This window comes from Streptococcus sp. 27098_8_186 (assembly GCF_041432055.1).
GTDB lineage: Bacteria > Bacillota > Bacilli > Lactobacillales > Streptococcaceae > Streptococcus > Streptococcus dentalis.
This window is the reverse complement of sequence record NZ_JAPVYV010000003.1, coordinates 21,483-47,813: the sequence shown is the minus strand read 5'-3', so window position 1 is coordinate 47,813 and position 26,331 is coordinate 21,483. Positions and strand designations below refer to the sequence as shown.

22 protein-coding genes and 2 tRNA genes are annotated in these 26,331 nt (G+C 42.1%); 4 read left to right on the top strand and 20 right to left on the bottom strand.

Features of this window, described 5'->3' with window-relative positions; translation table 11 throughout:
- Positions 1–68 precede the first annotated feature (68 nt).
- Positions 69–416, bottom strand: a complete 348-nt coding sequence (locus O3602_RS04440; RefSeq protein WP_003012434.1) for a phosphoglucomutase — start codon at positions 414–416, stop codon at positions 69–71.
- 154 nt (positions 417–570) lie between these two features.
- On the opposite strand from O3602_RS04440, the gene O3602_RS04435 reads away from it, so the two are divergent.
- A complete protein-coding gene (locus O3602_RS04435) occupies positions 571–801 on the top strand; it encodes a DNA-directed RNA polymerase subunit epsilon (protein WP_003008866.1) in 231 nt (76 codons plus the stop codon).
- Between the two features lie 3 nt (positions 802–804).
- The gene (gene rnjA / locus O3602_RS04430; protein WP_151378929.1) at positions 805–2,487 is read left to right on the top strand and encodes a ribonuclease J1; all 1,683 of its coding nucleotides are present in this window, start codon (positions 805–807) and stop codon (positions 2,485–2,487) included.
- 251 nt (positions 2,488–2,738) lie between these two features.
- On the opposite strand, the gene glnA is transcribed toward rnjA, so the two are convergent.
- The 16 genes from glnA to rsgA all read right to left on the bottom strand — a co-directional run bounded on the left by glnA (position 2,739) and on the right by rsgA (position 22,467).
- A complete protein-coding gene (gene glnA / locus O3602_RS04425; protein ID WP_003012492.1) occupies positions 2,739–4,085 on the bottom strand; it encodes a type I glutamate--ammonia ligase in 1,347 nt (448 codons plus the stop codon).
- A gap of 39 nt (positions 4,086–4,124) precedes the next feature.
- Positions 4,125–4,484 carry a MerR family transcriptional regulator gene (locus O3602_RS04420; protein WP_003012408.1) on the bottom strand — a complete coding sequence of 120 codons (360 nt, stop codon included), beginning with the start codon at positions 4,482–4,484 and terminating at the stop codon, positions 4,125–4,127.
- Between the two features lie 67 nt (positions 4,485–4,551).
- A complete protein-coding gene (locus O3602_RS04415; protein WP_003012394.1) occupies positions 4,552–5,085 on the bottom strand; it encodes an aromatic acid exporter family protein in 534 nt (177 codons plus the stop codon).
- Between the two features lie 268 nt (positions 5,086–5,353).
- Positions 5,354–6,553 (bottom strand): phosphoglycerate kinase, encoded by a 1,200-nt coding sequence (gene pgk / locus O3602_RS04410; protein WP_003012437.1) that lies wholly within the window; start codon positions 6,551–6,553, stop codon positions 5,354–5,356.
- Between the two features lie 203 nt (positions 6,554–6,756).
- Entirely contained in the window at positions 6,757–11,520 is a 4,764-nt protein-coding gene (locus tag O3602_RS04405; RefSeq protein ID WP_080563355.1) for a bacterial Ig-like domain-containing protein, read from the bottom strand.
- 234 nt (positions 11,521–11,754) lie between these two features.
- A complete protein-coding gene (gene gap / locus O3602_RS04400; RefSeq protein WP_003003093.1) occupies positions 11,755–12,765 on the bottom strand; it encodes a type I glyceraldehyde-3-phosphate dehydrogenase in 1,011 nt (336 codons plus the stop codon).
- A gap of 279 nt (positions 12,766–13,044) precedes the next feature.
- Positions 13,045–15,126, bottom strand: a complete 2,082-nt coding sequence (gene fusA / locus O3602_RS04395; protein WP_003003071.1) for an elongation factor G — start codon at positions 15,124–15,126, stop codon at positions 13,045–13,047.
- Positions 15,127–15,438: 312 nt separating this feature from the next.
- On the bottom strand, positions 15,439–15,909 hold the full coding sequence (rpsG, locus tag O3602_RS04390; RefSeq protein WP_003003105.1) for a 30S ribosomal protein S7: 471 nt from the start codon (positions 15,907–15,909) through the stop codon (positions 15,439–15,441).
- Positions 15,910–15,928: 19 nt separating this feature from the next.
- A complete protein-coding gene (gene rpsL / locus O3602_RS04385; protein ID WP_003003125.1) occupies positions 15,929–16,342 on the bottom strand; it encodes a 30S ribosomal protein S12 in 414 nt (137 codons plus the stop codon).
- A 205-nt stretch (positions 16,343–16,547) separates the two neighbouring features.
- A complete protein-coding gene (locus O3602_RS04380) occupies positions 16,548–17,132 on the bottom strand; it encodes a hypothetical protein (RefSeq protein WP_003012477.1) in 585 nt (194 codons plus the stop codon).
- 23 nt (positions 17,133–17,155) lie between these two features.
- A complete protein-coding gene (gene purR, locus O3602_RS04375; RefSeq protein WP_003012466.1) occupies positions 17,156–17,971 on the bottom strand; it encodes a pur operon repressor in 816 nt (271 codons plus the stop codon).
- Between the two features lie 132 nt (positions 17,972–18,103).
- The gene (locus tag O3602_RS04370) at positions 18,104–19,051 is read right to left on the bottom strand and encodes a 3'-5' exoribonuclease YhaM family protein (protein ID WP_371611221.1); all 948 of its coding nucleotides are present in this window, start codon (positions 19,049–19,051) and stop codon (positions 18,104–18,106) included.
- Positions 19,038–20,288, bottom strand: coding sequence for a DNA recombination protein RmuC (locus tag O3602_RS04365; RefSeq protein WP_371611220.1), 1,251 nt, complete (start codon positions 20,286–20,288; stop codon positions 19,038–19,040). The genes O3602_RS04370 and O3602_RS04365 overlap by 14 nt, the downstream gene beginning before the upstream one ends.
- A 1-nt stretch (position 20,289) precedes the next feature.
- On the bottom strand, positions 20,290–20,922 hold the full coding sequence (locus tag O3602_RS04360; RefSeq protein ID WP_371611273.1) for a thiamine diphosphokinase: 633 nt from the start codon (positions 20,920–20,922) through the stop codon (positions 20,290–20,292).
- Entirely contained in the window at positions 20,915–21,574 is a 660-nt protein-coding gene (gene rpe / locus O3602_RS04355; protein ID WP_155170280.1) for a ribulose-phosphate 3-epimerase, read from the bottom strand. Before rpe ends, O3602_RS04360 begins: the two co-directional genes overlap by 8 nt.
- A gap of 14 nt (positions 21,575–21,588) precedes the next feature.
- Positions 21,589–22,467 (bottom strand): ribosome small subunit-dependent GTPase A, encoded by an 879-nt coding sequence (rsgA, locus tag O3602_RS04350; RefSeq protein WP_371611219.1) that lies wholly within the window; start codon positions 22,465–22,467, stop codon positions 21,589–21,591.
- A gap of 197 nt (positions 22,468–22,664) precedes the next feature.
- Here rsgA and O3602_RS04345 point away from each other — a divergent pair.
- Together O3602_RS04345 and O3602_RS04340 are read left to right on the top strand one after the other, a co-directional pair.
- Positions 22,665–22,747: transfer RNA gene (locus O3602_RS04345), tRNA-Leu, on the top strand.
- Positions 22,748–22,751: 4 nt separating this feature from the next.
- Positions 22,752–22,840: transfer RNA gene (locus O3602_RS04340), tRNA-Ser, on the top strand.
- 173 nt (positions 22,841–23,013) lie between these two features.
- On the opposite strand, the gene O3602_RS04335 is transcribed toward O3602_RS04340, so the two are convergent.
- From O3602_RS04335 to O3602_RS04325, 3 genes are read right to left on the bottom strand one after another with little or no spacing between them, the layout of a single operon-like run.
- Complete coding sequence (locus O3602_RS04335) at positions 23,014–24,096, bottom strand: DUF6287 domain-containing protein (RefSeq protein ID WP_371611218.1); 1,083 nt, start codon at positions 24,094–24,096, stop codon at positions 23,014–23,016.
- Between the two features lie 8 nt (positions 24,097–24,104).
- Positions 24,105–25,139 (bottom strand): hypothetical protein, encoded by a 1,035-nt coding sequence (locus O3602_RS04330; RefSeq protein WP_371611217.1) that lies wholly within the window; start codon positions 25,137–25,139, stop codon positions 24,105–24,107.
- A 12-nt stretch (positions 25,140–25,151) separates the two neighbouring features.
- On the bottom strand, positions 25,152–26,330 hold the full coding sequence (locus O3602_RS04325) for a hypothetical protein (RefSeq protein ID WP_371611216.1): 1,179 nt from the start codon (positions 26,328–26,330) through the stop codon (positions 25,152–25,154).
- Between the last annotated feature and the right edge of the window lies 1 nt (position 26,331).

Genomic DNA, 26,331 nt, shown 5'->3' with positions numbered 1-26,331 from the left:
TTATATCAAAGAACTACGTACATCGAAAAAGCAACCCACCGTCGTGAGTGTGCTTATTTCATTGATTATTATAATTTTTTTACATTGGCTTCTAACGCTGCTACTTTTTCTTTTACAGTAGCTTTGCTATCAGATTTTGCACTGATATAGAACTTGATTTTTGCTTCTGTTCCACTTGAGCGAACGACAATCCCAGATCCATCTTCAAAAATAGATTTCAATATATTTGAAGTTGGATGTCTGATTTTAGAAACGACTCCATTGGTATCTTTATAACGTATACATAATTTTACAAGATATCCATAACTTTCTTCAAAACCGAACACGAAAAGATGTTTTCCTATTTCTTTGACGTGTTGAATTCGTCTGCTTGCTTCCTTACATACCATTCTCTCTATAAAACTTCCGTCTACCAACAGTTCTCTTGCATCTTTTCCTTAGAGCCTATTTATGGTATAATGATAATTAATTGTATCGAATCAGGTCCACTAGTTGCGAGTAGGAAACTCTAGTGATTGCACTCCTTCGCAGCTAACAAATGGACCGAAATAATGAAAGGAAAATTACTTCATGATTTACAAAGTTTTTTATCAGGAAACAAAAGACCGCAACCCTCGTCGTGAAACCACGCATGCACTTTATCTCGATATTGATGCACCAAATGAACGCGAAGGACGCATCCAAGCACGTCAATTGGTTGAAGCAAACACAGATTTCAACATTGAATTTATCACACCACTTTCTGAGCAACACCTTGCTTACGAGAAAGAGTCAGGTGCCTTTGAACTAACGGAGTACTAATCCATGGCTTATACCTTAAAACCTGAAGAAGTTGGTGTATTTGCCATTGGTGGACTAGGAGAAATCGGAAAAAATACCTACGGGATCGAATACCAAGATGAAATCATCATTGTCGATGCCGGGATCAAATTTCCAGAAGATGACCTCCTTGGAATCGACTATGTCATTCCGGATTACTCTTATATCGTAGATAACATCGATCGCGTCAAAGCGGTCCTCATTACCCACGGACACGAAGACCACATCGGTGGGATTCCTTTCCTTTTGAAACAAGCCAATGTCCCTATCTACGCTGGACCTTTGGCGCTTGCCTTGATCCGTGGAAAATTAGAAGAGCACGGCCTTCTTCGTGATGCCAAACTCTACGAAATCAACCAAAACACTGAACTTCAATTTAAAAATCTTAAAGCAACCTTCTTCCGTACGACTCACTCGATTCCAGAACCTTTAGGGATTGTGATTCACACCCCTCAAGGAAAGATTGTTTGTACCGGAGACTTCAAATTCGACTTCACACCTGTTGGGGAACCGGCTGACCTCCATCGTATGGCGGCCCTTGGGGAAGAAGGCGTTCTCTGCCTGCTCTCAGACTCAACCAACGCGGAAGTCCCAACCTTTACCAACTCTGAAAAAGTAGTTGGCCAATCCATCATGAAGATCATCGAAGGGATCCATGGACGCATCATCTTTGCTTCCTTTGCTTCGAATATCTTCCGTCTCCAACAAGCTGCTGAGGCAGCAGTTAAGACAGGTCGTAAGATCGTCGTCTTTGGACGCTCGATGGAAAAAGCCATCGTCAATGGAATCGAGCTTGGCTATATCAAGGTCCCTGCTGGAACCATTATCGAGCCAAATGAGATCAAAGACTATGCGGCTAATGAAATCCTGATCATGTGTACAGGAAGCCAAGGAGAGCCAATGGCAGCCCTCTCTCGGATTGCCAACGGAACGCACCGCCAAGTGCAACTCCAACCAGGAGATACCGTGATCTTCTCTTCTAGTCCGATTCCTGGTAATACAACCAGTGTGAATAAATTGATCAATACGATTTCTGAAGCGGGTGTCGACGTCATTCACGGGAAGATCAACAACATCCATACTTCTGGACACGGGGGGCAACAAGAACAAAAACTTATGCTCCGCTTGATCAAACCAAAATACTTCATGCCTGTCCATGGTGAATACCGGATGCAGAAGATCCACGCAGGACTTGCGCGTGATTGCGGAGTGGAAAAAGACAATATCTTCATCATGAGTAATGGTGATGTCCTCGCTCTGACAGCCAACTCTGCTCGTGTCGCAGGAAGCTTCAATGCTCAAGACATCTATGTCGATGGAAATCGTATCGGTGAAATCGGGGCTGCTGTCCTTCGTGACCGGAGAGATCTTTCCGAAGATGGTGTCGTGCTTGCTGTTGCGACTGTTGACTTCAAATTGAAGATGATCCTAGCTGGACCAGACATCTTGAGCCGTGGTTTTATCTACATGCGTGAATCAGGAGATCTGATCCGTGAAAGCCAACGCATCCTCTTCAATGCTATTCGTATCGCCTTGAAGAACAAAGATGCCAATATCCAAACCGTCAATGGTGCGATTGTTAATGCCCTTCGCCCATTCTTATACGAGAGCACGGAACGTGAACCTATCATTATTCCAATGATTCTCACGCCAGATGACGAAAATTAAAAAACAACCAGTTGAGACCACTGTTTCAACTGGTTTTATGGTGTCTTTTTGAGGATTAAAAAGAGAGTGGGACAGAAATCGGTAATTCGTTAGAATTCGATTTCGTCGTCCCACCTCCGCACAGTTGAGTAGAGCTGTAAAAGCTGATGAAATCAGCGTAGTAGAGCCCACTCAACCACTGCGTCTTGCTCGACAATCCAAAAATAATTGAGAGGCTAGGACTTTTGTCCCAGCCTCTTTGCTCTTATTTCTTAATAAAGATCTAAATAGTTGTCTACTTCCCATTGAGATACGAAGGTCGCATAACTTGCCCATTCGATTCGTTTGGCTTCAAGGAAGCTGGTGTAAATATGTTCACCCAAGGCAGCTTTCACCACTTCGTCTTCTGTCAAGGCTTTCAAGGCATTGTGAAGGGTAGAAGGGAGATCTGTGATTCCAGCGGCTCTACGTTCTTCCGGTGTCATCACATAGATATTTTCTTCGATCGGAGCAGGTGCTTCGATTTTATTTTCAATACCATGAAGGCCGACTTCAAGCAAGACTGCCAAGGCTACATAAGGATTAGCCATTGGGTCTACGGAGCGCAATTCCAAACGAGTTCCCATACCACGTGATGCTGGCACACGTACCAATGGGGAACGGTTGCGACCTGCCCAAGCGATATAAACGGGTGCTTCATATCCAGGAACCAAACGTTTATAAGAGTTGACGGTTGGGTTGGTCACGGCTGTAAAGTTGTAGGCATGCTTGATCAAACCACCCAAGAAGTGATAAGCAGTTTCTGACAATTGCATTCCACGTGGATCTTCTGGATCAAAGAAGGCATTGTTGCCATCTTGGTCAAAGAGAGACATATTACAGTGCATACCTGATCCGGCAATTCCAAATTTTGGTTTGGCCATAAAGGTTGCATACAAGCCGTGTTTGCGAGCGATGGTCTTCACAACGAGTTTAAAGATTTGGATCTTGTCACAAGCGCGAAGAACTTCGTCATACTTAAAGTCGATTTCATGCTGACCAACGGCTACTTCGTGGTGGCTGGCTTCTACTTCAAAGCCCATCTTGGTCAAGACATTTACGATTTCACGACGAGTGTTATCTGCGAGATCTGTTGGAGCCAAGTCAAAATAGCCACCTTTGTCGTTTACTTCAAGAGTTGGATCTCCATTTTCGTCCAACTTGAAGAGGAAGAATTCTGGTTCTGGTCCAAGGTTAAAGGATTTGAATCCAAGTTCTTCCATATGACGAAGGGCCCGTTTCAAGTTGCCACGTGGGTCTCCTGCAAATGGTTTCCCTTCTGTCGTATAAACATCACAGATCAAGCCAGCTACGCTCCCATTTTCATCTCCCCAAGGGAAGACTGTCCATGTATCCAAATCTGGGTAAAGATACATATCTGACTCGTTGATACGGACAAATCCTTCGATAGAAGAACCATCAAACATGGCTTTGTTTGAAAGAACCTTGTCCAGTTGTTCATCGGTAGCTGGAATTTCGACGTTCTTCATAGTTCCCAAAATATCAGAGAACATCAAGCGAATAAAAGTAACATTTTTTTCTTTTACTTCACGGCGAATATCTGCAGCAGTAATTGACATTTTTGTCTCCTTAAAATAGATTACAAACTTATGAAATGATCAACGAAATTGACCATATGGCGATGGGGAAGATGTGAAGCGACTTTGCTGAATAATGTCACGATGAAGAGCCTTGCGGATCTCTTCTTGACTGACAACCTTGGTTTGCTCTTGCTCTTTTTCCGCATATTTCTTCTTAATATCCGCAATATTGAAGCCATCTGAGATATAATCTTTGATCTCAAGCAGGCGGTCCATATCGTCCAATGAATACATGCGGCGATTGCCTTCTGTCCGATCAGGAGAAATCAATCCCTGATCTTCATAATAACGAATCTGGCGAGCTGTCAAGTCGGTCAGCTTCATAACACTGCCAATCGGAAAGACTGCCAGCGAGCGTCGTAATTCCTTTTCCTTCATACCATTCCTCTTTCTATTCTATTATATCGAAAAAAAAATCTATGTCAAGATTAAATGTTACATAATCTTACATAGGTTTTTTGTGTTCCTTGAGAAAATCGCGAATGCGATCGACATCCGAATTGACCAAAATCGCAACGAAAACACCAATAAAGGTCTCAAATATTCGAGCAAAAACATACAAGAAGGTTTCTCCGTTAGGAATCGAGAGAGTAATGATCAGCATTGCCGAAACTCCTCCGATAATTCCTGCTTTATTATTCATGGCGACATTTGTCATAATGGTTAACATGGTCGCAATGGGTACAAAAATCAGAGTCACCCAATACGCCCCATGAAAGATCGTTTTTAAAAGGAAGAACAAAACGGCATAAAAACCTCCGATACTGTTGCCCATGACACGCGAAGCCCCGAAGTGGACACTCTTATCAAAGTCTTCCCTCAAGCTAAAAACAGCTGTCAAAGTCCCGATCTGAAGGCCTCGCCAGCCAAATATTCCAAAAATAAGTAGTACAATAAAAACGGCAATCCCTGTTTTAAAGGTTCTCATCCCCAAACGGAATTTGGACCAATCAAATTTGTGTCGTTTAAAGTAATCCATGGTCACCTATCTTTCTATTTCTATTATTCTACCATATTTTCAGAAAGGAGAGAACAGTTATCAATAGAAAGAAAAAAGAGAGTGGGACAGAAATCGGTAATTCGTTAGAATTCGATTTCGTCGTCCCACCTCCGCACAGTTGAGTAGGGCTGTAAAAGCTGATGAAATCAGCGTAGTAGAGCCCACCCAACCACTGCGTCTTGCTCGACAATCCAAAAATAATTGAGAGGCTAGGACTTTTGTCCCAGCCTCTTTCATTTTATTTAGATTATTTGTCTGTAAGAGCAGCCAATCCTGGAAGTTCTTTACCTTCAAGGAGTTCCATAGAAGCACCACCACCAGTAGAGATCCATGAGAATTTGTCTGCACGGCCAAGGTTGATCGCAGCAGCAGCTGAGTCACCACCACCGATGATTGATTTAACGCCTGGTTGTTTCACGATAGCGTCCATCACACCGATTGTACCAGCTTGGAAGTCAGGGTTTTCAAATACACCCATAGGTCCGTTCCATACAACTGTTTTCGCACCAGTCAATTCTTGGTCGAATTTATCGATTGATTTAGGACCGATATCCAAACCAAGGAAACCTGGGTCTACTGCTTCACCTTCAGTGTCTTTCACTTCAGTGTAGTCAGCAAATGCGTTTGCTTCTTTTGAGTCAACTGGCAAGATCAATTTGCCGTTTGATTTTTCAAGAAGAGCTTTCGCTACATCCAATTTGTCTTCTTCTACAAGTGAGTTACCGATTTCGATACCTTGAGCTTTGTAGAATGTGTAAGTCATCCCACCACCGATAAGGACTTTATCAGCTTTTTCAAGCAAGTTTTCGATAACACCGATCTTGTCAGATACTTTAGATCCACCAAGGATAGCTACGAATGGACGTTCTGGAGCTTCAACTGCTTCTTTGATGTAAGCAATTTCGTTTTCAAGAAGGAAACCAGCAACAGCTTTTTCAACGTTTGCTGAGATACCAACGTTAGATGCGTGTGCACGGTGAGCTGTACCGAATGCATCGTTTACGAAGATACCATCTCCAAGTGATGCCCAGTATTTACCAAGTTCAGGATCGTTTTTAGATTCTTTCTTGCCATCAACATCTTCGAAACGAGTGTTTTCAACCAAGAGAACTTGTCCATCTTCAAGAGCGTTAACAGCTGCTTCCAATTCAGCACCACGTGTAACACCTGGGATAAATTTCACTTCTTGACCCAATTTAGCAGCCAAGTCAGCAGCTACAGGAGCAAGTGATTTACCTTCTTTATCTGCTTCTTCTTTTACACGTCCAAGGTGAGAGAAGAGGATTGCACGTCCACCTTGTTCAAGGATGTACTTGATAGTTGGAAGAGCTGCAGTGATACGGTTATCGTTAGTGATCACGCCATCTTTTACAGGAACGTTGAAGTCAACACGAACGAGAACTTTTTTCCCTTTCAAGTCAACGTCTTTAACAGTCAATTTTGCCATTAGATATGACTCCTTCTTTTTTTAATACATGATAATTATATCACAAAAGCTGTAAAAGAGGTAGAAAAATCCAATGCTTTTCCCCTCTAATTCGCAGGATCCGAACGACACTTCTAGATACAAGATCAAACCTCTCTAGTTTTCACCAGAGAGGTCTTTTTGAGAGTGACTTTTTAAGTGAACGATAGAATCCTGTAAAAGACTTACTCTTCTTTCTTCTTACCAGCCAAGAGGAAGCCGCCTAAGGCTGCTAGGAGAACAGCTTCAGCTGCAAAGGAAGCTTCTAGGCTTGCCGTATTTGGCAAGTGTTCCGATTGACTTTCTTTGCTTGCATCTTTTGTTTCTTGCTGAACCGTTGGCTGTGAGTTCGTTCCTTGGTGGGTACTTAACAACTGATGGATCTCTTGATCGACCATATCCTTGTGCTCTTCCTCTTGATGATCCGGTTGAGTAGAAGTCGTTGGGGTCAACTGATCCACTTTAGAAGACTCTGTAGGCTTCAATGGATTAGATGGATCTGGAGTCACTGGGGCAGCTGGTTGAACAGGCTGATCAGGTTTAGCCGGTTCTTCTGGTTGGATCGGTTGATCTGGTCCTTCCGTTTTTGCTGGCTTGTAGACAATCGCATAGTGGGTAAAGTGAGGAGCTGTAAAGATGACCACATCTCCAACTCTCTCAAAGGCCAAGGATTGAGGAGCTTGACCTTCTGGGAAGAAGAGGACTTGCTCAACTTCTTTATCCTTATCCACAGGGATTTTCACAAGGGATGGATGGTGGGTATCGATATCCTGACCGCTTGCATCCACGCCTTCAATATCAAAGACGATTCCTTCTCGGCTCTTCAGCTCTTCTTTTTCTGCCTGGTTGGCTTCAACTTTTGCGACTTTTAGTCCTTTGACAACGGTTGGCTCTAAGTTGGAGAATTGAACTTCGACTCCAGTCGCAGGATCTACAAAGACCGCTGGCTTGTCTTCTTTCAATAGTGCAATCAAGGTCTCTAGACCTGTCTTAGCTGTTTCAAGGGCTTCAGGAGTGAGCTCTGAAGAAGCTAGGAGCTCTTTATTTTTCTCCAAGAGTGCCTGTAAAGCTTCACCAGAAGGGTGATTTGGCTTGCTTGCTAATAGAGCGGTCGCTTCTGTTGTTAGGGCAGAGAGAGCTTCTTTTTCTTTTGTTAGATTAGCTTGACCATCCAAGGCTTTCAAGAGAGCGGTCAATTGGTTCAACTGCTCATTGACTTGATCTTGTGTGCTGGTATCATGCTCTTTCAAGACTTTTTCAGAAGCAGCCATTCCCGCTAGCAAGGCTTCTTTGACTTCAGGAGTGGCAAATGTAAAGTCTACTTTGGCTTTTGCAGCTTCAGCTTCAGCCAATTTTTGCTTGAGGTATTCATCGTTGAGAGCTGGTTTTGGATTGACGAGGACATCAAAGCTTGTACTAGCTCCTTTGTAATGGACAGTGATAGTTTGACGACCTTCCTTGGTCGTATCAAAGCCAGTCACTTCCACCCCTTCATCTGTCAAGGCGTGCGTTTCAGTCGTTTCATCTTCAAAGACGACTGTAAAGCGTCCTCCTTCTTTCTCCAATGCTTCTCCGACAATATATTCCACTTTTGGTTTGTCAGTCAATTCTAGACCAGCAACTGCTTTTTCACCTGCTTCCTCTGCACTGACCACAAAAACAGTGAGTGTCTTATCCAATTTCTGACCAAGGTAAGAAACTTCTAGGTGTTGTTCTCCGAGCTTGCTACTGTCAAATCCATGAATCTCTATACCTGAGTTGGTGAGGTTGACCAGTTGATCTGCTTGGCCATCTTTATAATGAACGCGGAGAGTCGCCCCTTTCAAGGAAAGGGCATCGCCTTCCCGGTAGACCTTCTTGGTCAATCCATCTTCAAATTGAAGTCCCGCAATCTCTTTATCATTCTTTGGAACTTCGATCGCCAAAACATTACTGATATCTTTACCAGGAACTTGTGCGCGATAGTAAAGAAGAGACGGGGTTGATTCAAAAGCGAGCGGTTTAAAGATGAGATTTCCAGCTTGATCGGCTGTCATGGTCGCAATTGGACTAGTGGCTTCTTTATCGGCATAAAGAGTCAGAGTAGTATGAGCTGGGACATCTTTGAAACCGACTTGGACAAAATGATTACCTAGGTTTTGCGCTGCAGCATGTTTCATCGGAATGTTGACCGTCTCAGTATCTAGACTTTCATACATCTTCCAGTTGTAAATCCGGATGGCTTGCCATGGGGTGCCGTTATCTGCTGTAATGACATGGAGACGCCAGTCTTGAGCCTTGATCGGATGATCAAGTGTAATGTCAGACACATGGGCTTTATTGCCACGAACTTCCTTAGCGAGTTTCCATTCACCGGCTTCGTCCTTGTAGTAAAGGTCGAAGTCACGGGTATTCATCTTGCCATCATCGACAGATTCCCCACCAGCACCGGCATGGTCCATGACCCAACGAACAATGGTCCGAGGTTGTGTCAAGCGGATATCGACGGTTCCACTCAATTGAGCAGAAGACCATTTATCTGAAAGACTGGTAATGGTCCCATTTAACATGCCTTCAATGCCTTCACTACCATCCGCATCTGGGAAGCTCGAACCGATCACTTTCGCTCCAATGACCACGTTTGGTGCTAAAGCTTTTGGTAGACTGGTATCTGACACGGTCATGCCCCAATCAAAGGCTACAGTTCCCGCATCTGAACGTTGACCATTTTTTCCAACTGCCACAACCTTGAGTTCCTGAGTCGTTCCTTCAGCACTTGCTGAACGGCTAACTTTTGGTAGATAGACGGTTGTCGCAGAAGACCCTGTTAAGAGACGCCAGTTATCACCATCTTTTTCATAGACTTCATAATAATCCGCATCTGCTACCCCTTTAAAATTGAGGACTGCTTCTGCTTCTTGCGCATTTTGTAGACGTTTTGCTCGAACGGATACTTCTGCTGGAGTCGCTGGTTTCTCTTGGTTTGACGTAATCGACAATTGGCCGAGATTAAATTTGTAGTCTTTGACATCCGTATCATGGTCAAAGAACATCTTCACAGCATAAATGGTCTTGCCAGCCAAACTTCCCAAATCAAAGGTTTGAGTAGACCAATCCGCACTCGGTGTCAATTCTTTCCATTCGTATTCAGAGTAGTCTTCTTTGGTGGCAACAGCTACCCAGGCAGCTGCTCCGATCCCACCCTTGTGAGAGACGCTCAATTTTGTCGTTTCTGTCACAGGAATCTTGGTCGAATAGAGCATGACATTTTGACTGCTATTGGCTTTTAAATCTCCTTCAAAGGCTAGAGAATTTCCTCCATTGTAGGCTTGATCAAAATCATAACGACCTTTCAATGGCGCACTATCTTCACTATGCTCTACCCACCAACGCCATGTTGGAAGGTAGCCAGAAACAGAACGGTAGTTCCACTCCCCTTCTTTAGAAATCTTGCCATCCACAAACCAGTGTTTTCCGTGTCCAGTATTGAAGGAAGTATTGAAATTTTCACTAGTGATTGGGGTTTTGTCCACAACCAAATTAGACATTCCATACCAAGATTGGTCTGCTGGTTTTCCTTTAGTCGGATCTCCTTGGAAACCTGTCCAGAATAGATCTTCATGTGTATGGTAACCTTCTCCAGTCTTTCCTAGACCTGTAATCGTATCTGGTGCATAAAGACCAAGGGATAGACGCAACTTGCCATGTTCATCTAAAATGGCATTCCAGTCTACATTGGTTTTATAAGAGCCTCCTTTTTGGAGCTCGAGTCCAGCTAGAACATCATAAGGATTTCGGTTAATCCATTTAGCTGTACTGATGGAATAATCCACTTCTGATTTGCCCCAGTTAAAGTTAGCAAAGAAGGTATCAACTGGATTTTCCCCATTTTCTGGCTGCATGAAATTGTAGTTGTATTCTCCCAGCGCATTCTCATGGTAACGGCCATATTCATAGGTCATAGCATCATACCAAGAATACTTAATCGGATAGTTCAGACTTTTCGCATATTCCTTGGTATAAAGAAGAAAATCTCTCAATTTTGGACCCAATGGTTCTACAAGATTTCCGGTTGTTTCTTGGTTGATAAAGTAACCATCAAAGCCATAGTACTTGGCAAGTTCGACTAATTTACGAGCGATCGGGAAAGTTTTAGAGCCTTCACTATCTTCTTTCAAGGTTTCTGCAAAATGTTCTTGATCCTTGATGCTGCTAGACCAGTTATAAAAGATTGTTCCATAAATAGGAACCCCATTTCGGTGGGCAGCATCGATCACATCTGCTGATGGAACCAGCCCTTCCCAAAAGACCATGGAGTCCAAATATTGCCAGTAATCAAAAGCATAGGCCTTAAACTCTTCCCCGCCGACAGACGCATGATCCTTGGCTTTGGAGTTCATGTTTGACAGTGCTTGGATCTTCGCTTCAGGGTTGGCTTGTTCATTAATTTGTTTCCCTTGAAAACGACTCGCAAGTGGGACGCTTGCTCTGTTCATATCGTCATCCACTCGTTTTCCTGGTTCCCACTTCAAGAGATCGTCCCAGGTATCGAACTTAACTTCTTTGGGTCTTAATTGTTTTTCTTCATTGGTTGGTAAATCAGCCACTTGTTCTGCAGCAGCTTTCGGTTTTTCAGTCTCTGAAGCGGCTGGATGATCTGTAGTTGTCGAGCTAGCTTCTGTACTTGTAGGACTAGCCTCCGGAGTGACCGCTTCTGCGGCTGGTTTTTCCGTTTCTGCAGCAGGTAAGGCCGCATCTGCAGTATAGACGCCAGCTTCTCTCACTAGATGATTGACGTCTTCGGTCGTTGCTGAAGATGCTTCTAAGGGTTGTTCACTAGTAGAAACCGCCTCATCTGCAGAGACAGCGCCTGTTCCTAAAAATGCTAACCCAATCAATGCGGAGCAAACTCCCACACTGAATTTTCGTATACTAAATCGTTCTTTCTTTTCAAATAGATGACCTTTCATCTTGACCTCCTTGTATGGTTTTTTTCTTTTTCTTGAGCGATTTCCATTGGCTCCTTCCCCCACGACCTGTAATCGCTTTCATTTCGTTGTATTAGAAATCTCCAATCAAGAATAGGATACCCTAATCTATTTAGCACTGTCAATCCATTTTGGCAATTCCTATAATATGATGAGAAAGCCCTAAAAAAAGTACAAAAAAAGAGGAGGTTTCCCTCCTCTCATCATACGCATGAATTATTTAGCAATTTTTGCGAAGTATTCAAGAGTACGAACAAGTTGTGCAGTGTAAGACATTTCGTTGTCATACCATGAAACAACTTTAACCAATTGTTTACCGTCAACGTCAATAACTTTAGTTTGAGTTGCGTCAAACAATGATCCGTAAGACATACCTACAACGTCTGAAGATACGATTGGATCTTCAGTGTAACCGTATGATTCGTTTGAAGCTGCTTTCATAGCTGCATTCACTTCATCAACAGTAACGTTCTTGTCAAGAACAACTACCAATTCAGTAACTGATCCAGTTGGAACAGGAACACGTTGTGCAGCTCCGTCCAATTTACCGTTCAATTCAGGGATAACCAAACCGATTGCTTTAGCAGCACCAGTTGAGTTAGGAACGATGTTAGCAGCACCAGCGCGTGCACGACGAAGGTCACCTTTACGGTGTGGACCGTCAAGGATCATTTGGTCACCAGTGTAAGCGTGGATAGTAGTCATCAATCCTTCAACAACACCGAAGTTATCTTGAAGAGCTTTAGCCATTGGAGCCAAGCAGTTTGTAGTACATGAAGCACCTGAGATAACTGTTTCAGTACCATCAAGAATATCGTGGTTAGTGTTAAATACGACTGTTTTAACATCTGATCCACCAGGAGCAGTGATAACAACTTTCTTAGCACCACCAGCATGCAAGTGTTTTTCAGCAGCTGCTTTAGTAGCAAAGAAACCAGTTGCTTCAAGAACGATTTCTACACCGTCGTTAGCCCAGTCGATTTGTTCTGGATCGCGTTCAGCAGAAACTTTAACGAATTTACCGTTAACTTCGAATCCACCTTCTTTAACTTCCACAGTACCGTCGAAACGACCTTGAGTTGTATCGTATTTCAACAAGTGTGCAAGCATAACTGGATCTGTAAGGTCGTTGATGCGAGTAACTTCAACACCTTCTACGTTTTGGATACGACGGAAAGCAAGACGTCCGATACGACCGAAACCGTTAATACCAACTTTAACTACCATTCGTGATTTCCTCCTTATGAAAATCAAAAAATTTTTTTGTGAAAAGAGTAACTTGACACAGCGCCAAACATCTTTTAACAGTCTCTATTATATACTTTATTGCATTAAAAAGCAACTATTTCCCAACGAAAAGCAAGATTTATCATAGATCACCACCTCTTTTATTAAAGTTTTTCACAAAGTCTTGATCGATAGGAAAAGCGCTATTTTACTTGTACTCACTTTTGGAACAAAGAAAAACTCTTCCCAAAGTGGGAAGAGTTTTTAAGCATTGGTAAATTAAGCTTCACCTTTAGCTTTTTTAATGATTTCTTCTTGTACTGATTTTGGTACATCTTCGTAGTGGTCGAATACCATCATGAAGGTACCACGTCCTTGAGTTGCAGAACGAAGGACAGTAGCGTAACCGAACATTTCAGCAAGTGGCACATAAGCACGAACGATTTGGCTTGCACCGTGTGCTTCCATACCATCTACACGTCCACGACGAGCAGTTACGTGACCCATAACATCCCCAAGGTTTTCTTCAGGAACTGTGATGGTTACAAGCATCATTGGTTCAAGGATAGCTGGTTGTGCAGTCTTAGCAGCTTCTTTAAGTGCAAGAGATGCAGCGATCTTGAAGGCAGTTTCAGATGAGTCGACATCGTGGTATGAACCATCGTAAAGCTTAGCTTTCACGTCAACCATTGGGTAACCAGCAAGAACACCGTTCGCCATAGATTCTTGAAGTCCTTTTTCTACTGCAGGGATGAATTCACGTGGAACCACACCACCGACGATCGCATTTTCGAACTCGAATCCTTTACCTTCTTCGTTTGGAGTAAATTCGATCCAAACATCACCAAACTGACCTTTACCACCAGATTGACGTTTGAAGAATCCACGTGCTTGTGTAGAAGCGCGGAATGTTTCGCGGTAAGATACTTGAGGAGCACCAACGTTAGCTTCAACCTTGAATTCACGTTTCATACGGTCAACAAGGACATCCAAGTGCAACTCACCCATACCAGAGATAACTGTTTCACCAGTTTCAGGGTTTGTTTCAACGCGGAATGTTGGATCTTCTTCAGCCAATTTTTGAAGGGCGATACCCATCTTGTCTTGGTCTGCTTTAGATTTAGGCTCAACCATCAATTGGATAACTGGTTCTGGAACTTCGATTGATTCAAGGATGATTTTTGCTTTTTCATCTGTCAATGAGTCACCAGTTGTAGTATCTTTCAAACCAACGGCAGCAGCGATATCTCCAGAGTAAACTGTTTCGATTTCTTTACGAGTGTTGGCGTGCATTTGAAGGATACGTCCGATACGTTCACGTTTACCTTTAGAAGTGTTCAATACGTATGAACCTGAGTTCAAGACACCTGAGTAAACACGGAAGAATGTCAAACGACCTACGAATGGGTCAGTCATGATCTTGAAGGCAAGAGCTGCAAATGGCTCTTCATCAGATGCTGGACGTTCTTCTTCTTCGTCTGTATCTGGGTTTACACCCTTGATTGCAGGGATATCAAGTGGGCTTGGAAGGTAGTCAAGGACTGCATCCAACATCAATTGAACCCCTTTGTTCTTGAAGGCAGAACCACAAAGTACTGGGTAGAATTCAACGTTGATTGTAGCTTTACGGATACCAGCTTTCAATTCTTCGTTAGTGATTTCTTCCCCTTCAAGGTATTTCATCATCAAGTCTTCATCAGTTTCAGCAACAGCTTCAACCAATTTTTCACGGTATTCTTGAGCTTGTTCAAGGTATTCAGCTGGAATATCTTCTTCAAGGATATCTGTACCAAGGTCGTTAGTATAGATTTCAGCTTTCATCTTGATCAAGTCAATGATTCCGCGGAAGTCATCTTCAGCACCGATTGGCAATTGAATTGGGTGAGCGTTTGCTTGAAGACGGTCATGAAGTGTGCTTACTGAGTAAAGGAAGTCAGCACCGATTTTATCCATCTTGTTAGCGAATACGATACGAGGAACTCCGTATTCAGTTGCTTGACGCCAAACTGTTTCAGTTTGAGGCTCAACACCTGATTGTGAGTCAAGAACGGTTACAGCACCGTCCAAAACGCGGAGTGAACGTTGAACTTCGATCGTGAAGTCCACGTGTCCTGGTGTGTCGATGATGTTTACACGAGTGTCTTTCCATTGAGCTGTTGTAGCGGCAGATGTGATAGTGATACCACGTTCTTGCTCTTGCTCCATCCAGTCCATTTGTGACGCACCTTCGTGAGTTTCACCGATTTTGTGAATCTTACCAGTGTAGTAAAGGATACGCTCAGTTGTAGTTGTTTTACCAGCATCGACGTGAGCCATGATACCGATATTACGAGTTTTTTCAAGTGAAAATTCGCGTGCCATGAGGTTTGTTTCTCCTATATTTTTTATTTCTATATTCTATTATAACATGATTTAATAAAAACGGATAGGCAGGACCTACCCGTTCTCAGTGTTTTCATGCTAAGTTTTGGTTCCAACTTTTAAGAAGAGTTGAATTGGGTTCAAGAGCTGATCGAACTCAATCGAACCCGGGCTAAAGTTAGTTAGCCGAGTTGAGCTCAATTGAACCTGGGCTAAAAGCTCGGAAAATAGATAAGCTTTCCTAGAATCTTTGATTCTTCGTCAAGCTTCCTAATTTTCAGTCGCTTTTTTAACGCCCTTAGTATCTTAATCTTACCAGCGGAAGTGTGCGAATGCACGGTTAGCTTCAGCCATACGGTGAGTATCTTCACGTTTCTTAACAGCTGCACCAGTGTTGTTCGCTGCATCCAAGATTTCTTTTGCAAGACGATCAACCATTGTGTGTTCACCACGTTGACGAGCGATGGTTACCAACCAACGAAGTCCAAGTGTTGTACGACGTTCTGGACGAACTTCAACTGGGACTTGGTAGTTAGAACCACCGACACGGCGAGCACGTACTTCAAGTACAGGCATGATGTTTTCCATAGCTGTTTCGAATACTTCAAGAGCATCGTTTCCAGTAGCTTCTTTAATTTGTTCGAAAGCTCCGTAAACGATTGAAGCAGCTGTACCACGTTTCCCATCAAGCATAACGCGGTTGATAAGACGAGTAACTAATTGTGAATTGTAAAGCGGATCTGGCAATACATCGCGTTTAGGCGCACGGTTTTTACGACTCATTTTTCTTTATCCCCTTTCCTTATGCTTTTGGTTTTTTAGTACCGTATTTAGAACGGCCTTGTTTACGATCGTTTACACCTGCAGTATCAAGTGCACCACGGACGATATGGTAACGTACCCCTGGAAGGTCTTTTACACGTCCACCACGAAGAAGAACCACGCTGTGTTCTTGCAAGTTGTGTCCGATACCTGGGATATAAGCAGTCACTTCGATCAAGTTGCTCAAACGTACACGGGCAAATTTACGAAGGGCAGAGTTAGGTTTTTTAGGTGTCATTGTTCCAACACGAGTTGCAACACCACGTTTTTGTGGTGAAGAAACGTTTGTTTGAACTTTTTTATGACTGTTGTAACCAACGTTCAAAGCTGGTGATTTAGATTTTTCTACTTTTGATTTACGCGGTTTGCGAACCAATTGGTTAATTGTAGGCATCTACATTCTCCTGTGAAATTTTTTATTTTTGGTGATGGTACACTTGGTGACAGCTACCATCCGTGTGTACTTTTGCAACATTTGTCAGCACGTCCCTGTACACTCTTGAGAGACCAAAAGTAAAAAGTACCGTCTATTATTATAACATGACGGCACTTTGATTGCAAGATGTTTTTTTATTTTTTAAAGAAGTCGAAAAAGTTCACTATTGACCAGCTTGAGCTGGTTCTTCTGCCCCTGTAGCTGCAGCTGGAGCATTCTGTTGTTGCTGTTGTGGTTGAACTGTCGCATTGCCTCCAGCTACTCCAGCATTGGCATTAGCATTGTCATTGGCATTAGCATTCGCGTTTGCGTTCGTGTTGGCATTAGCGTCTGTTTGAGTCTGCTGCGTTGTCACAGTACCACTCTCATAGGTCAGTCCATAATAGTTAGCAATGTATTGGATACGGGCTTCAAGCGATTGCTTTTGAGTTGCATCTTTGACTTTCTTCACAGCAGCCTGGGCAGCGTTCACAGAATCTTGACTTGGAGTTGTTTCCATTTGAACGACTGCTTTTTCAGCAGCTTCTGTATTTTTCTTTTCTTCCTTCTTTTCTTTTTCTTCCTTTGTTTCCTTTTTCACTGGAAGGGAACCTGTTTTTTTAGCAGGTTGAATTTCTGTCGTTACCTGAGCAGCTGTATTCTTTTTAACAGTATACAAGCCAGCTACCAAAATAAAGGATAAGGTAAGAACTGTCACCAAGCGAATCCACAAAGGACTATTATCAAATCGATCTAAAATTCTTTTCACTTTTTGATCCTCCTTTGTTGCTCTTAATCAAAGATATTCCCAACTTCGACACTCAATTTATTTTCTTTTACATCGATGTTGGTCACGCGCAATAAGGATTTGTGTTCAAAGAATTCCCGGTCGGTTGCAGCATTATCTGCAAAGACAGCTACCCCTGCTAATTCAGAATCGAATTCAGCCAAGAGACTGACCATTCCGTTAATCGTTCCGCCACCTTTAAGGAAGTCATCGACAATCAAGACCCGGCTTCCTGCTTTTAGGCTCCGTTTTGAAAGGAACATTTTCTCAATGCGATCTCCACTTGAGCCTGAAACATAGTTGACACTAACGGTTGACCCTTCTGTGATTTTCAAATCACGACGGACAATGACGAATGGAACATTCAAGACATTAGCCACTGCATTCGCTAAAGGAACTCCCTTGGTCGCTACGGTCATGACAGCATCAATCTTCTTATCTCGGAAGGCTTTGGCAATGATGCGTCCGATCCGATTCAAAATCTTCGGATTGCTCAAAAGATCAGACAAGTAAATGTAGCCACCAGGAAGGATACGATCACTTTCAGACAGTTGCTTGCAAAGATCCTCGACGATTTCTTTGGATTCTTGATCTGAGATAGACGGTGTAAAGATCACGCCTCCTCCAGCTCCTGTAATGGTCTCAATATTTCCAATTTCCATCTCTTCAAACGCACGCTTAATGATCACGATATCTTCTGAGATGGAAGACTTGGCAGACTCATACTTTTCCGCAAACGTATTGAGACTAGTCAATTCATAGGGATGGTTGATCAAGTAATTAGAAATCACGACCATCCGTTCACTTCTTCTTAATTTCATTTTCTCACCATGTAGTTTTTTCTATCATTATACCATAAGAACAGAAAAAAACGAACATTCTGATTTACAGAAGGCCGTTTTTTCCTGATTATTTCATTTTTGGCAGAAGCATTCCCGTATTTCTCGCTGTTTTTACTCATCGAGATTCGGTTTATAGAAGGATCTGTTTTCCATAGCAAAGATTTTATTGGTCATTTCTCCAGGACCAATTAAGCCAAGTGCTGTTGTCATCATCATCATTTCTGCATCCAAATTATCGATCATATGAATAATCTCTGCTTCCATGATCTTTGGACGAACAGGACTACCGTATTCGAGCAAGCCATGGTGACTCAAGATCACATGGCGAAGGACGATGACTTCTTCTTTTTGGTCATCAATCTTCAAGTCTTGCAAGACCTTGCTAATTTCTTCATCGATGAGTGCAATGTGGCCGATGAGGTTGCCCCGAACAGTGTATTCTGTATTTTCAGGACCTGTCAACTCGATCACTTTGGCCAAATCGTGTAACATAATCCCTGCAAAGAGCAAGCTCTTATTCAACTGAGGATAGATATCACCGATACTATCTGCCAAGCGGACCATGGTCGCCGTATGATAAGCAAGACCGGCTTCAAAGGCATGGTGGTTGGTCTTAGCAGCTGGATAGCTATAAAACTCTTTCTCATATTTCCCATAGAGGGCACGGACAATCCGTTGCCAGACTGGATTTTCAATTTTGAAAATCATGTTTGACAGGTATTCATGCAATTCCTTAGGGTCTACTGGTGGTTTTTCCTTAAAGTCTGCTGGATTGTTGGGCTCTCCTGCTTGGGGCAAGCGCATGTTTAATTGGTTGACTTGCGGAGTATTATTGTAAACTTCTCGACGTCCAGACATATGGACCACGCGCCCAGCTATAAAGCTCTCTACATTGTGGGGTTGGGCATCCCATAGTTTGCCTTCGATCGTTCCGGTCTCATCCTGAAATACAAAGGCTAGATAGTTCTTCCCAGCCCGCGTTTGACGCACTTCTGCTGACTTGATCAAATAGAATCCTTCGAACAATTCATCTTTTTTCATTTGGTTAATTTTGACCATCATCTTCTCCATCTTCTATATATACATCTAGTTCCAGCAGGTCTTCATCGCTTTCGATTTGGCGGAGCGTCCGCTCGATGGCACTGGTCCGTCTGGTTAGCAAATCATCAATATTATTGGAAGCATTCTTTAAATGACGCTGGGTCTTGGCGAGAATCCCTCCAAACTTATGGAATTCTGATTTGACCGATCCCAACACCTTACTAATGTCATCTGCACTCTTTTGGATGTTGAGCGTTTTAAAGCCAACAGACAAGGAGTTCAAAAGGGCAGATAGCGTGCTTGGACCAGCTACTAAAATTTGTTCTTCCCGACGCAAGCGATCGAAGAATTCTGGATTGCGAACGACTTCCGAATAAAGGCCTTCGGTTGGCAAAAAGAGAATTCCAAAATTCGTTGTCGCTGGTGGAAAGAGGTATTTTTGTTGGATATCTTTGGCAAAACGCTTGATACTAGCAAGAAGGGCCTTGCGGTAACGCTCGATCTCCTCTTTCTCTCCTGATTCATAAGCTTCTTCCAGACGATAGTAGTCTTCCAGAGGGAACTTAGAGTCAATTGGTAAATAGACTGGTTCCTCTCCTTGTCCCGGAAGCTTGATAGCGTACTCTACGCGCTCACTGGACTGGGGTACAGTGATAAATTCTCGCTCATACTGGGCTGGTGTCAAGATATCTTCAATGATTTGACCCAGCTGCAATTCGCCCATAATCCCACGGGTCTTGGTGTTGGAAAGAACTTTATTGAGAGTTCCAACATCTCTCGCCACCGTCTGCATTTCTCCCAGCCCTTTGTTGACCGATTCCAACTGTTTCGAAACAGTCTCAAAGGAAGTCTGCAAGCGGTGTTGCAAGGTTTTCTCCAACTTTTCTTCTACCGTTTGACGCATCTGTTCTAGCCGCACTTCATTGGACTCTTGAATCTGGCGCATGCGCTCATCTGTTTTATCCCGATTTTTGGTGAAGTGCTCATTCATCTCAGCGCGTAGAGCTGTCGTCTGTTGGTGGATCTCCACTCGCATCTCAGTCAAGCGATCTGTCAGGGCAATCTCTAACTGTTGATTGGCAATCTGGCTTGCTTGTCTTTCTTTTTCAAAACGATAGTCCAACTGGTCTGTCAAATGATCCTCGTGGTCTTCCAGCATCTCTCGTAAAGCCGGTCTTGTATCATCTGACCGTTGCAAGAGATAGATGAGGAGGCCCAGATTGAGCAGGCCAATCAGAAGCAGAATGATATTCATATTAACCTCTGTCTTTACTATAAACAATGACAAGATAGCCACGGTCGAGACTCACTTGAATCGGTTGATCTAAAAATTCATTGGAGCCATACATGGCCTTCAAAAAATAATTCTCCGGATGGAGCGGATACTTGGCCCCTGTGATCTCTACGCGACCTTGTCCGACAGGCATAAAACCAACATAGGGCTTAGTAGGATCGGGCTGAATCTCATGACAGCCAACTGGTCTGTAAATCAGACGATTTTGACCATCGACTAATTGGATCTGCTCCATATAGGGAGCTAGGTCTGGATCGGTCGGCAAAAAGATATTAGACAAAAAGTGATCCAAGCGACCACCAAAGGCACCGTAAACTGTAACTGCAGCATCTGGATAGGCTTCAAAGACTGCTTTCAAGGCCAATTCCAAATCCGTATCGTTCTTTTCAGGGACGGACTGAACCACTTGCTTGGCTTGGGTGCGGATCTTGCTCAAATCAGTTTCAGAAATGGAATCAAAATCCCCCACAGCCATATCTAAAGGCAGGCCTTGTGCCAGCAACTTCAAACAGCCTCCGTCGACACCTACGTATAGCTCTTGATCTTTTGGTAGTAGTGAAGAATCTCCACCTGCCAATACTCCTATATTAACCATTGATGGCATCTCGGAGCGTTTGCACACGCTCATTGACATCTCCGTTAAAGACATAAGAGCCCGCTACAAAAACATTAGCCCCGGCTTCTTTTGCTTGGGAAATACTTTGGCCATCAATTCCGCCATCGACTTCGATATCAAAGTCTAAGCCTTTCTCTTCACGAAGAGCTGCTAATTCGCGCACCTTGTCCATTGTTTCTGGAAGAAAGGCTTGGCCACCGAATCCTGGATTAACGGTCATGACCAAGACTTGATCCACCAAGTTCAAGACGTGTTTGATACTGTCTACAGGAGTTCCTGGATTAATCACAACACTAGCTTTCACACCGGCTTGACGAATTTTTTGAAGAGCTCCATGGATATGAGGAGTCGCTTCCACATGAATGCTGATGATATCCGCACCTGCACGGGCAAATTCTTCAATGTGGTGTTCGGGATTGGTTACCATCAAGTGGCAATCAAAGACCAACTTGCTATGCGGACGCATACTCTCTACGACTCCAGCTCCAAAGCTGATATTTGGCACAAAATGACCATCCATGACATCGATATGAGCATAGTCAGCTCCAGCTGCTTCTAAGCGTTTCAACTCACTTTCAAAATTGGCATAATCTGCACTCAAAATTGAGGGTGCTATTTTCATTGTTTTCATTCTTCTATTGTCTCCTATTTTGGCATTTTTTTCGAAACTTTTTTATAGGTTTCGCGACGGTTTTCAATCTCACTTAAAAATTGCAAGTAATTCTCAAAACGAAAAGTCGCAATCTCTGCTGTTTCAACGGCTGGTTTCACTGCACATGCAGGCTCATGCGTATGCGTACAGGTACGAAACTTACAAGAGTGGCTCACGTCCGCAATCTCTGGAAAGGCCTGATTTAACTCTTCACTGGTCGTCACTTCATAATCAAGGGATGAAAAACCAGGGGTGTCTGCGATCTTGCCACCATTTAGATAGTAAAAGCTGACAGCTCGAGTCGTGTGTCGACCGCGGCCTAAACTATCTGAGATTTCACCCGTTTCAAGTTCTAAATCCGGAGCGATTTTATTGAGCAAGGTCGATTTTCCGACACCGGTCTGTCCCATAAAGACGGTGGTTTTATGGGTTAAAAGTGGCAAGAGTTCCCCAATTGACAAGACAAAGTCATAGCCAATAGCCTGGTAGATTCTTTGGTAGTAGTGAATGTCTTCCATATCTTCTAACAAGTCTAGTTTGGAAATGTAGACAATGGGGTGAATTCCCTTATGCTCCAAAAGGACCAGAAAACGGTCTAAAAGATTGGCGTTGAAATCCGGCTCCTTAGCTGACATGATCACTACTGCCTGATCAATATTGACAATAGGAGGGCGCACGAGGCTATTTTTTCGAGGGGCAATACTCAAAATGTAGCCTTCCGAATTCTCTTCAGCAGAGAACTCTACCTGATCCCCCACATAAGGAGTCTGTCCTTTTTTTCTAAAATTTCCACGAGCCCGTGTCTGGTAAATATGGCCGTCTGACTCCACATAGTAGAAGCCAGCCAAGGCCTTGACGATTGTTCCTTGCAAATCGCACTCCTTTGAGATTAATACTCCTATTATACCAAAAATTGAGAAATAAGGCTGGAATGCTTGATAAGAAAATATGCAAGCAGTTCCCCTATCATATTGTAGTCTCCTATTGTCTATGGTTTTCTTGTTAGGGACTTTAACGTAATTCCTTTTTTTCTTTAGTATTTTTCCTAAAAAGTGTATAATAGATCTATGCGGAGGTGGTGGAACGGCAGACACGCATGCTTCAGGCGCATGTGCCCCTTCGGGCGTGAGGGTTCAAATCCCTTTCTCCGCATCTTGGAAAGGTGGCCCAGCTTGGTACGGCACCGGACTCGAAATCCGGCAAGTGGATTTTCTTCACGCGCGGGTTCAAATCCCGTCCTTTCCTTACGATACAAAAAAGAGTCTGGAACAAAAGTCCTTTAACTCCAAAAAAGCAACGGATTTACCGTTGCTTTTTTGGTACTAGGCGACTATTGTCCCAGACTCTTTTTTTAATTTAAGGGATATTTTTGTCGACATACTTTATTTATATAAGTCAGTAATTGGAGGAGTAGCTGATTAATTCGATATATGATAATAGACATCGGAGGTGTCAATTGGCTGTGATTGAACAGCCATAATTCTAATTTGATTTTTATCAGAATTATCTATACCACTTCTCGTAATAATGCTAGCTCCAATAGGGTATATAATTATACTACCTCCTGAAGAATTTGAACCTACTTGTAAACCAATTATACCATTAGTTCCTCCAGCATTAGCACTGGTAATAGTCCCTAAATTTACCAACCCTTTATTATCAAAGATAATTTGTTGCCCTGATGCATTTTGCCAAACTCCTGCAATGCTTGTATAGTCTCCTCGTAGGATTGCATTGGTATCAATACCCTGTATCTCTGGTTGTGGTGTACTTTCTTGTTGCTGTAATTTTGGTGTTGGTGCTGGTATAGCTTCTGTGACCACCCAAAATTGAAATTTCTCAGAATCTTCCATGATTTTAACTGTGAAAGTGATTTTCATTCCTTCTGTCCAGCCTGTGGTTAGTGATTTCATGATTTGGATCTCAATACCTGAGATTGGAGCATTGCTAGCCTTAACCCAAATGGAGTAGTAAGGATTAAGTTTCTTGAAATGTCCCGAATAATCCGCCCATTCGCTTTGTCTAAAAAGTTCTGCTGTAAAACGGTATCGTTGCCCCGTCTTAAGCGTTCCATCGTTCTCCATATCTCTTAGAGCCTCTGCTGAGGTGTCAATCACAGGTGCCTCTGGTTCACTGCTAGAAGAGGAGGAATTTGAGGAAGAACTTCTGTAAGAAAATTCAGAGGTGTCTTTCTGTGAAAAACTGTGCTTTTTGACAACTTTAGTGGAGTCGTCCCTGTGATTGAGAAACCAAAGACTTGTACCGCCTATCACAAGAGCTACAATTGTCACTATCACTGTGTAAATCCATTGCTTACGTTTTTCACGCACTTTCATCACTATGATTTGATCTTTGTTCTGGTAAACCTCTACTATATCATTGACTTTGGGCTTGAATGAAAGTTCATTCAAGGCAACTTTTGTGGTTTCACCCGTATTGAGAAGGATATGTGCGTGTGTAACTGTGATGCTAATGATTTTGTGTTTAGATCTTAGTTTCATGATATTTCCTAGTTTTCGTATATGAATCCAATCATAAATGGAACAGGTTTTGGTAGTTCGATTCCTTCGGTAAGGGATTCATTGTCGTCAGATAGACCTCCTGTATTACCATAAAGAGTAATTTGGTCACCTAGATGAATTGGTTCTTCGTAATTAACGTCAAATATAGTAACTAGAAGTATTTTATTTTCGTCATTATCTACGGCAATTTTTAGAGTACGGCTAGCAAATCTTTTGACTTCTTGCAATACTTTTCCTTTAACTTTAGCTTGTGTTCCGTTAGGGATTTCGTTATTGCTCCACTTTTCAAAATTAACTGGTATATAGTCAGATTTATTCTTCTCTGTAGTTGACAATTCAGATGAAGAGTCATCAGCAGAAGAACTTGAAGTAGGGTTATTTATATTCTTAGCTGTATAGTAGTTATCTGCGATAATTTCTTCAATCTGTTGCTGAGAAGTTTTACCATTGATACCAATAATGTCATCCTTATGTACATCACCTAAATACTTACTTTTAGGTATTTTCACAGTAGCTGTAACAAGATTTGTATGTTCCTTGTTAAAGATGTTATTTGCATTGTTATTAAATATAAACTCATCCAGCTCACCGATTTGGAAAGTTACATAGTTACCAGATTCCTCTGGTTCACTCATAACTTTTCCATAACCTTGTACAGTGAGTCCTCTGGCTCTGAGATAGTTATCTATGGTTTTAAATCCTTTGGTAGAGTCCACATGGTTAAATGTTACTAAGTAAAAGATACTAAAAACTACTAGTATGCTCAGAGCAGATAATATTGAATAACGTAAGAACTTTGACTTGTTTTTGGGGGTTGATTGTACTATGGGAGAGTTTTGCCGTAATTTTTTTGTAGAATGGAGATTAGATGATTTAATGATAATATCTCCATAAACTTCAACTATTTCACCGATTGTGAACTCTGAATCTAGCGATGAATGAGTAAATTCTTTCATCGTACCGTCATTAAAACCAACGTAGATATTTGTATCTGTTATCTTAATAATTTTTCCTATATTCATTTTTATTATCTCTTAATCTTTTCGTTCTACGCCCTGAACACTTCCACTATTATTAGCACTTAACACATTGACACCATCAATAGTGACTACAGAACCGAATAAATTAACTGTATCTCCCACTTCCATTTTCCTATAGTGTTTTTCGATATATTCTTCTGTGTCTCTTGTGAGCAATATTTTTAATTCATCTTCATTTTTGAAGTAAAATTCATTAATTTCTTTGTCTTCCATTAAATCAAACCATATCGGTCTTACTTTGATAATAGTACCAAGAATTGTATCAGTGTCTTCAATCTCTTCAACCACACCCAGTGTCTCAAAGCTATCTTTCTCTCGATTAGATATATATTCATCAAATGTCATATCAGCGGTAAAAACATCAATTATCTTAATAGCTATTGAGTCAGAATCTTTTACTATTTTCCCTTCCATGGTTACCCATTTGTTTCCAGATGGGGAGTGTTCATCTGGATTTTTTATGGTATTGATTTTCAGTGTTTCTCCCATATATTTTGCACCATAGTCGACTCCATTTACTTTTAACACCATAATATTCTTAATTTCAGTTGGACTGTCCTCCATCATCGGTATATTGAACTCAGCTTGTATAGATATACTTTTACCGATGTTATCTTTGAGCAACTGATTTAGTTTGGAAGAACTAGAGAGTTCTTCTGTTTTGCTTGTCTCCATGCGACTAGTTGAGTTATTTGTATTTGTTAATGTGTGGTGTGTGAGTGAAGCAATGATTAGGATGGCTAATGAAAGTACAAGATATATGACTGTAGTTAGTCTAGGGAAGAGATTTTTCTTGAATAGGGATAGAATCAAAAGAAACAGATTTAAGATACTAAGCACAAGAGGGAATAAAATGAAAACTATTGTTAGGATATTGTGCAGATAGTTAGTAAAGTCTGTAAAGGCGAGCTGTAGCATTGTAAGAAGAACAAGGAGTATGAAAATAACAATGATATTGATTCTAGTTGTTAGAGATAGTCTCTTGAATCTATTTTTAATAGAGTCTGACTTAACAGGAAGATTAGATTTTGTTACAAAATCTCCATAAACCTCTACAGGATCTCCTAATACAGGTTTAAATTCAAGAGATGTGCGTGAAATTTCCTTGACAGCACCATCTTCATATCCAATATATACTGTTGTATCTGTGATTTTAATTATTTTTCCGTTCATT

Coding starts and splice junctions, on each gene's coding strand:
- O3602_RS04435 (WP_003008866.1), top strand. CDS start 571: ATGATTTACAAAGTTTTTTATCAGGAAACAAAAGACCGCAACCCTCGT.
- rnjA (WP_151378929.1), top strand. CDS start 805: ATGGCTTATACCTTAAAACCTGAAGAAGTTGGTGTATTTGCCATTGGT.
- glnA (WP_003012492.1), bottom strand. CDS start 4,085: ATGTCAATTACTGCTGCAGATATTCGCCGTGAAGTAAAAGAAAAAAAT.
- O3602_RS04420 (WP_003012408.1), bottom strand. CDS start 4,484: ATGAAGGAAAAGGAATTACGACGCTCGCTGGCAGTCTTTCCGATTGGC.
- O3602_RS04415 (WP_003012394.1), bottom strand. CDS start 5,085: ATGGATTACTTTAAACGACACAAATTTGATTGGTCCAAATTCCGTTTG.
- pgk (WP_003012437.1), bottom strand. CDS start 6,553: ATGGCAAAATTGACTGTTAAAGACGTTGACTTGAAAGGGAAAAAAGTT.
- O3602_RS04405 (WP_080563355.1), bottom strand. CDS start 11,520: ATGAAAGGTCATCTATTTGAAAAGAAAGAACGATTTAGTATACGAAAA.
- gap (WP_003003093.1), bottom strand. CDS start 12,765: ATGGTAGTTAAAGTTGGTATTAACGGTTTCGGTCGTATCGGACGTCTT.
- fusA (WP_003003071.1), bottom strand. CDS start 15,126: ATGGCACGCGAATTTTCACTTGAAAAAACTCGTAATATCGGTATCATG.
- rpsG (WP_003003105.1), bottom strand. CDS start 15,909: ATGAGTCGTAAAAACCGTGCGCCTAAACGCGATGTATTGCCAGATCCG.
- rpsL (WP_003003125.1), bottom strand. CDS start 16,342: ATGCCTACAATTAACCAATTGGTTCGCAAACCGCGTAAATCAAAAGTA.
- purR (WP_003012466.1), bottom strand. CDS start 17,971: ATGAAATTAAGAAGAAGTGAACGGATGGTCGTGATTTCTAATTACTTG.
- O3602_RS04370 (WP_371611221.1), bottom strand. CDS start 19,051: ATGGTCAAAATTAACCAAATGAAAAAAGATGAATTGTTCGAAGGATTC.
- O3602_RS04365 (WP_371611220.1), bottom strand. CDS start 20,288: ATGAATATCATTCTGCTTCTGATTGGCCTGCTCAATCTGGGCCTCCTC.
- O3602_RS04360 (WP_371611273.1), bottom strand. CDS start 20,922: ATGGTTAATATAGGAGTATTGGCAGGTGGAGATTCTTCACTACTACCA.
- rpe (WP_155170280.1), bottom strand. CDS start 21,574: ATGAAAACAATGAAAATAGCACCCTCAATTTTGAGTGCAGATTATGCC.
- O3602_RS04335 (WP_371611218.1), bottom strand. CDS start 24,096: ATGAAACTAAGATCTAAACACAAAATCATTAGCATCACAGTTACACAC.
- O3602_RS04330 (WP_371611217.1), bottom strand. CDS start 25,139: ATGAATATAGGAAAAATTATTAAGATAACAGATACAAATATCTACGTT.
- O3602_RS04325 (WP_371611216.1), bottom strand. CDS start 26,330: ATGAACGGAAAAATAATTAAAATCACAGATACAACAGTATATATTGGA.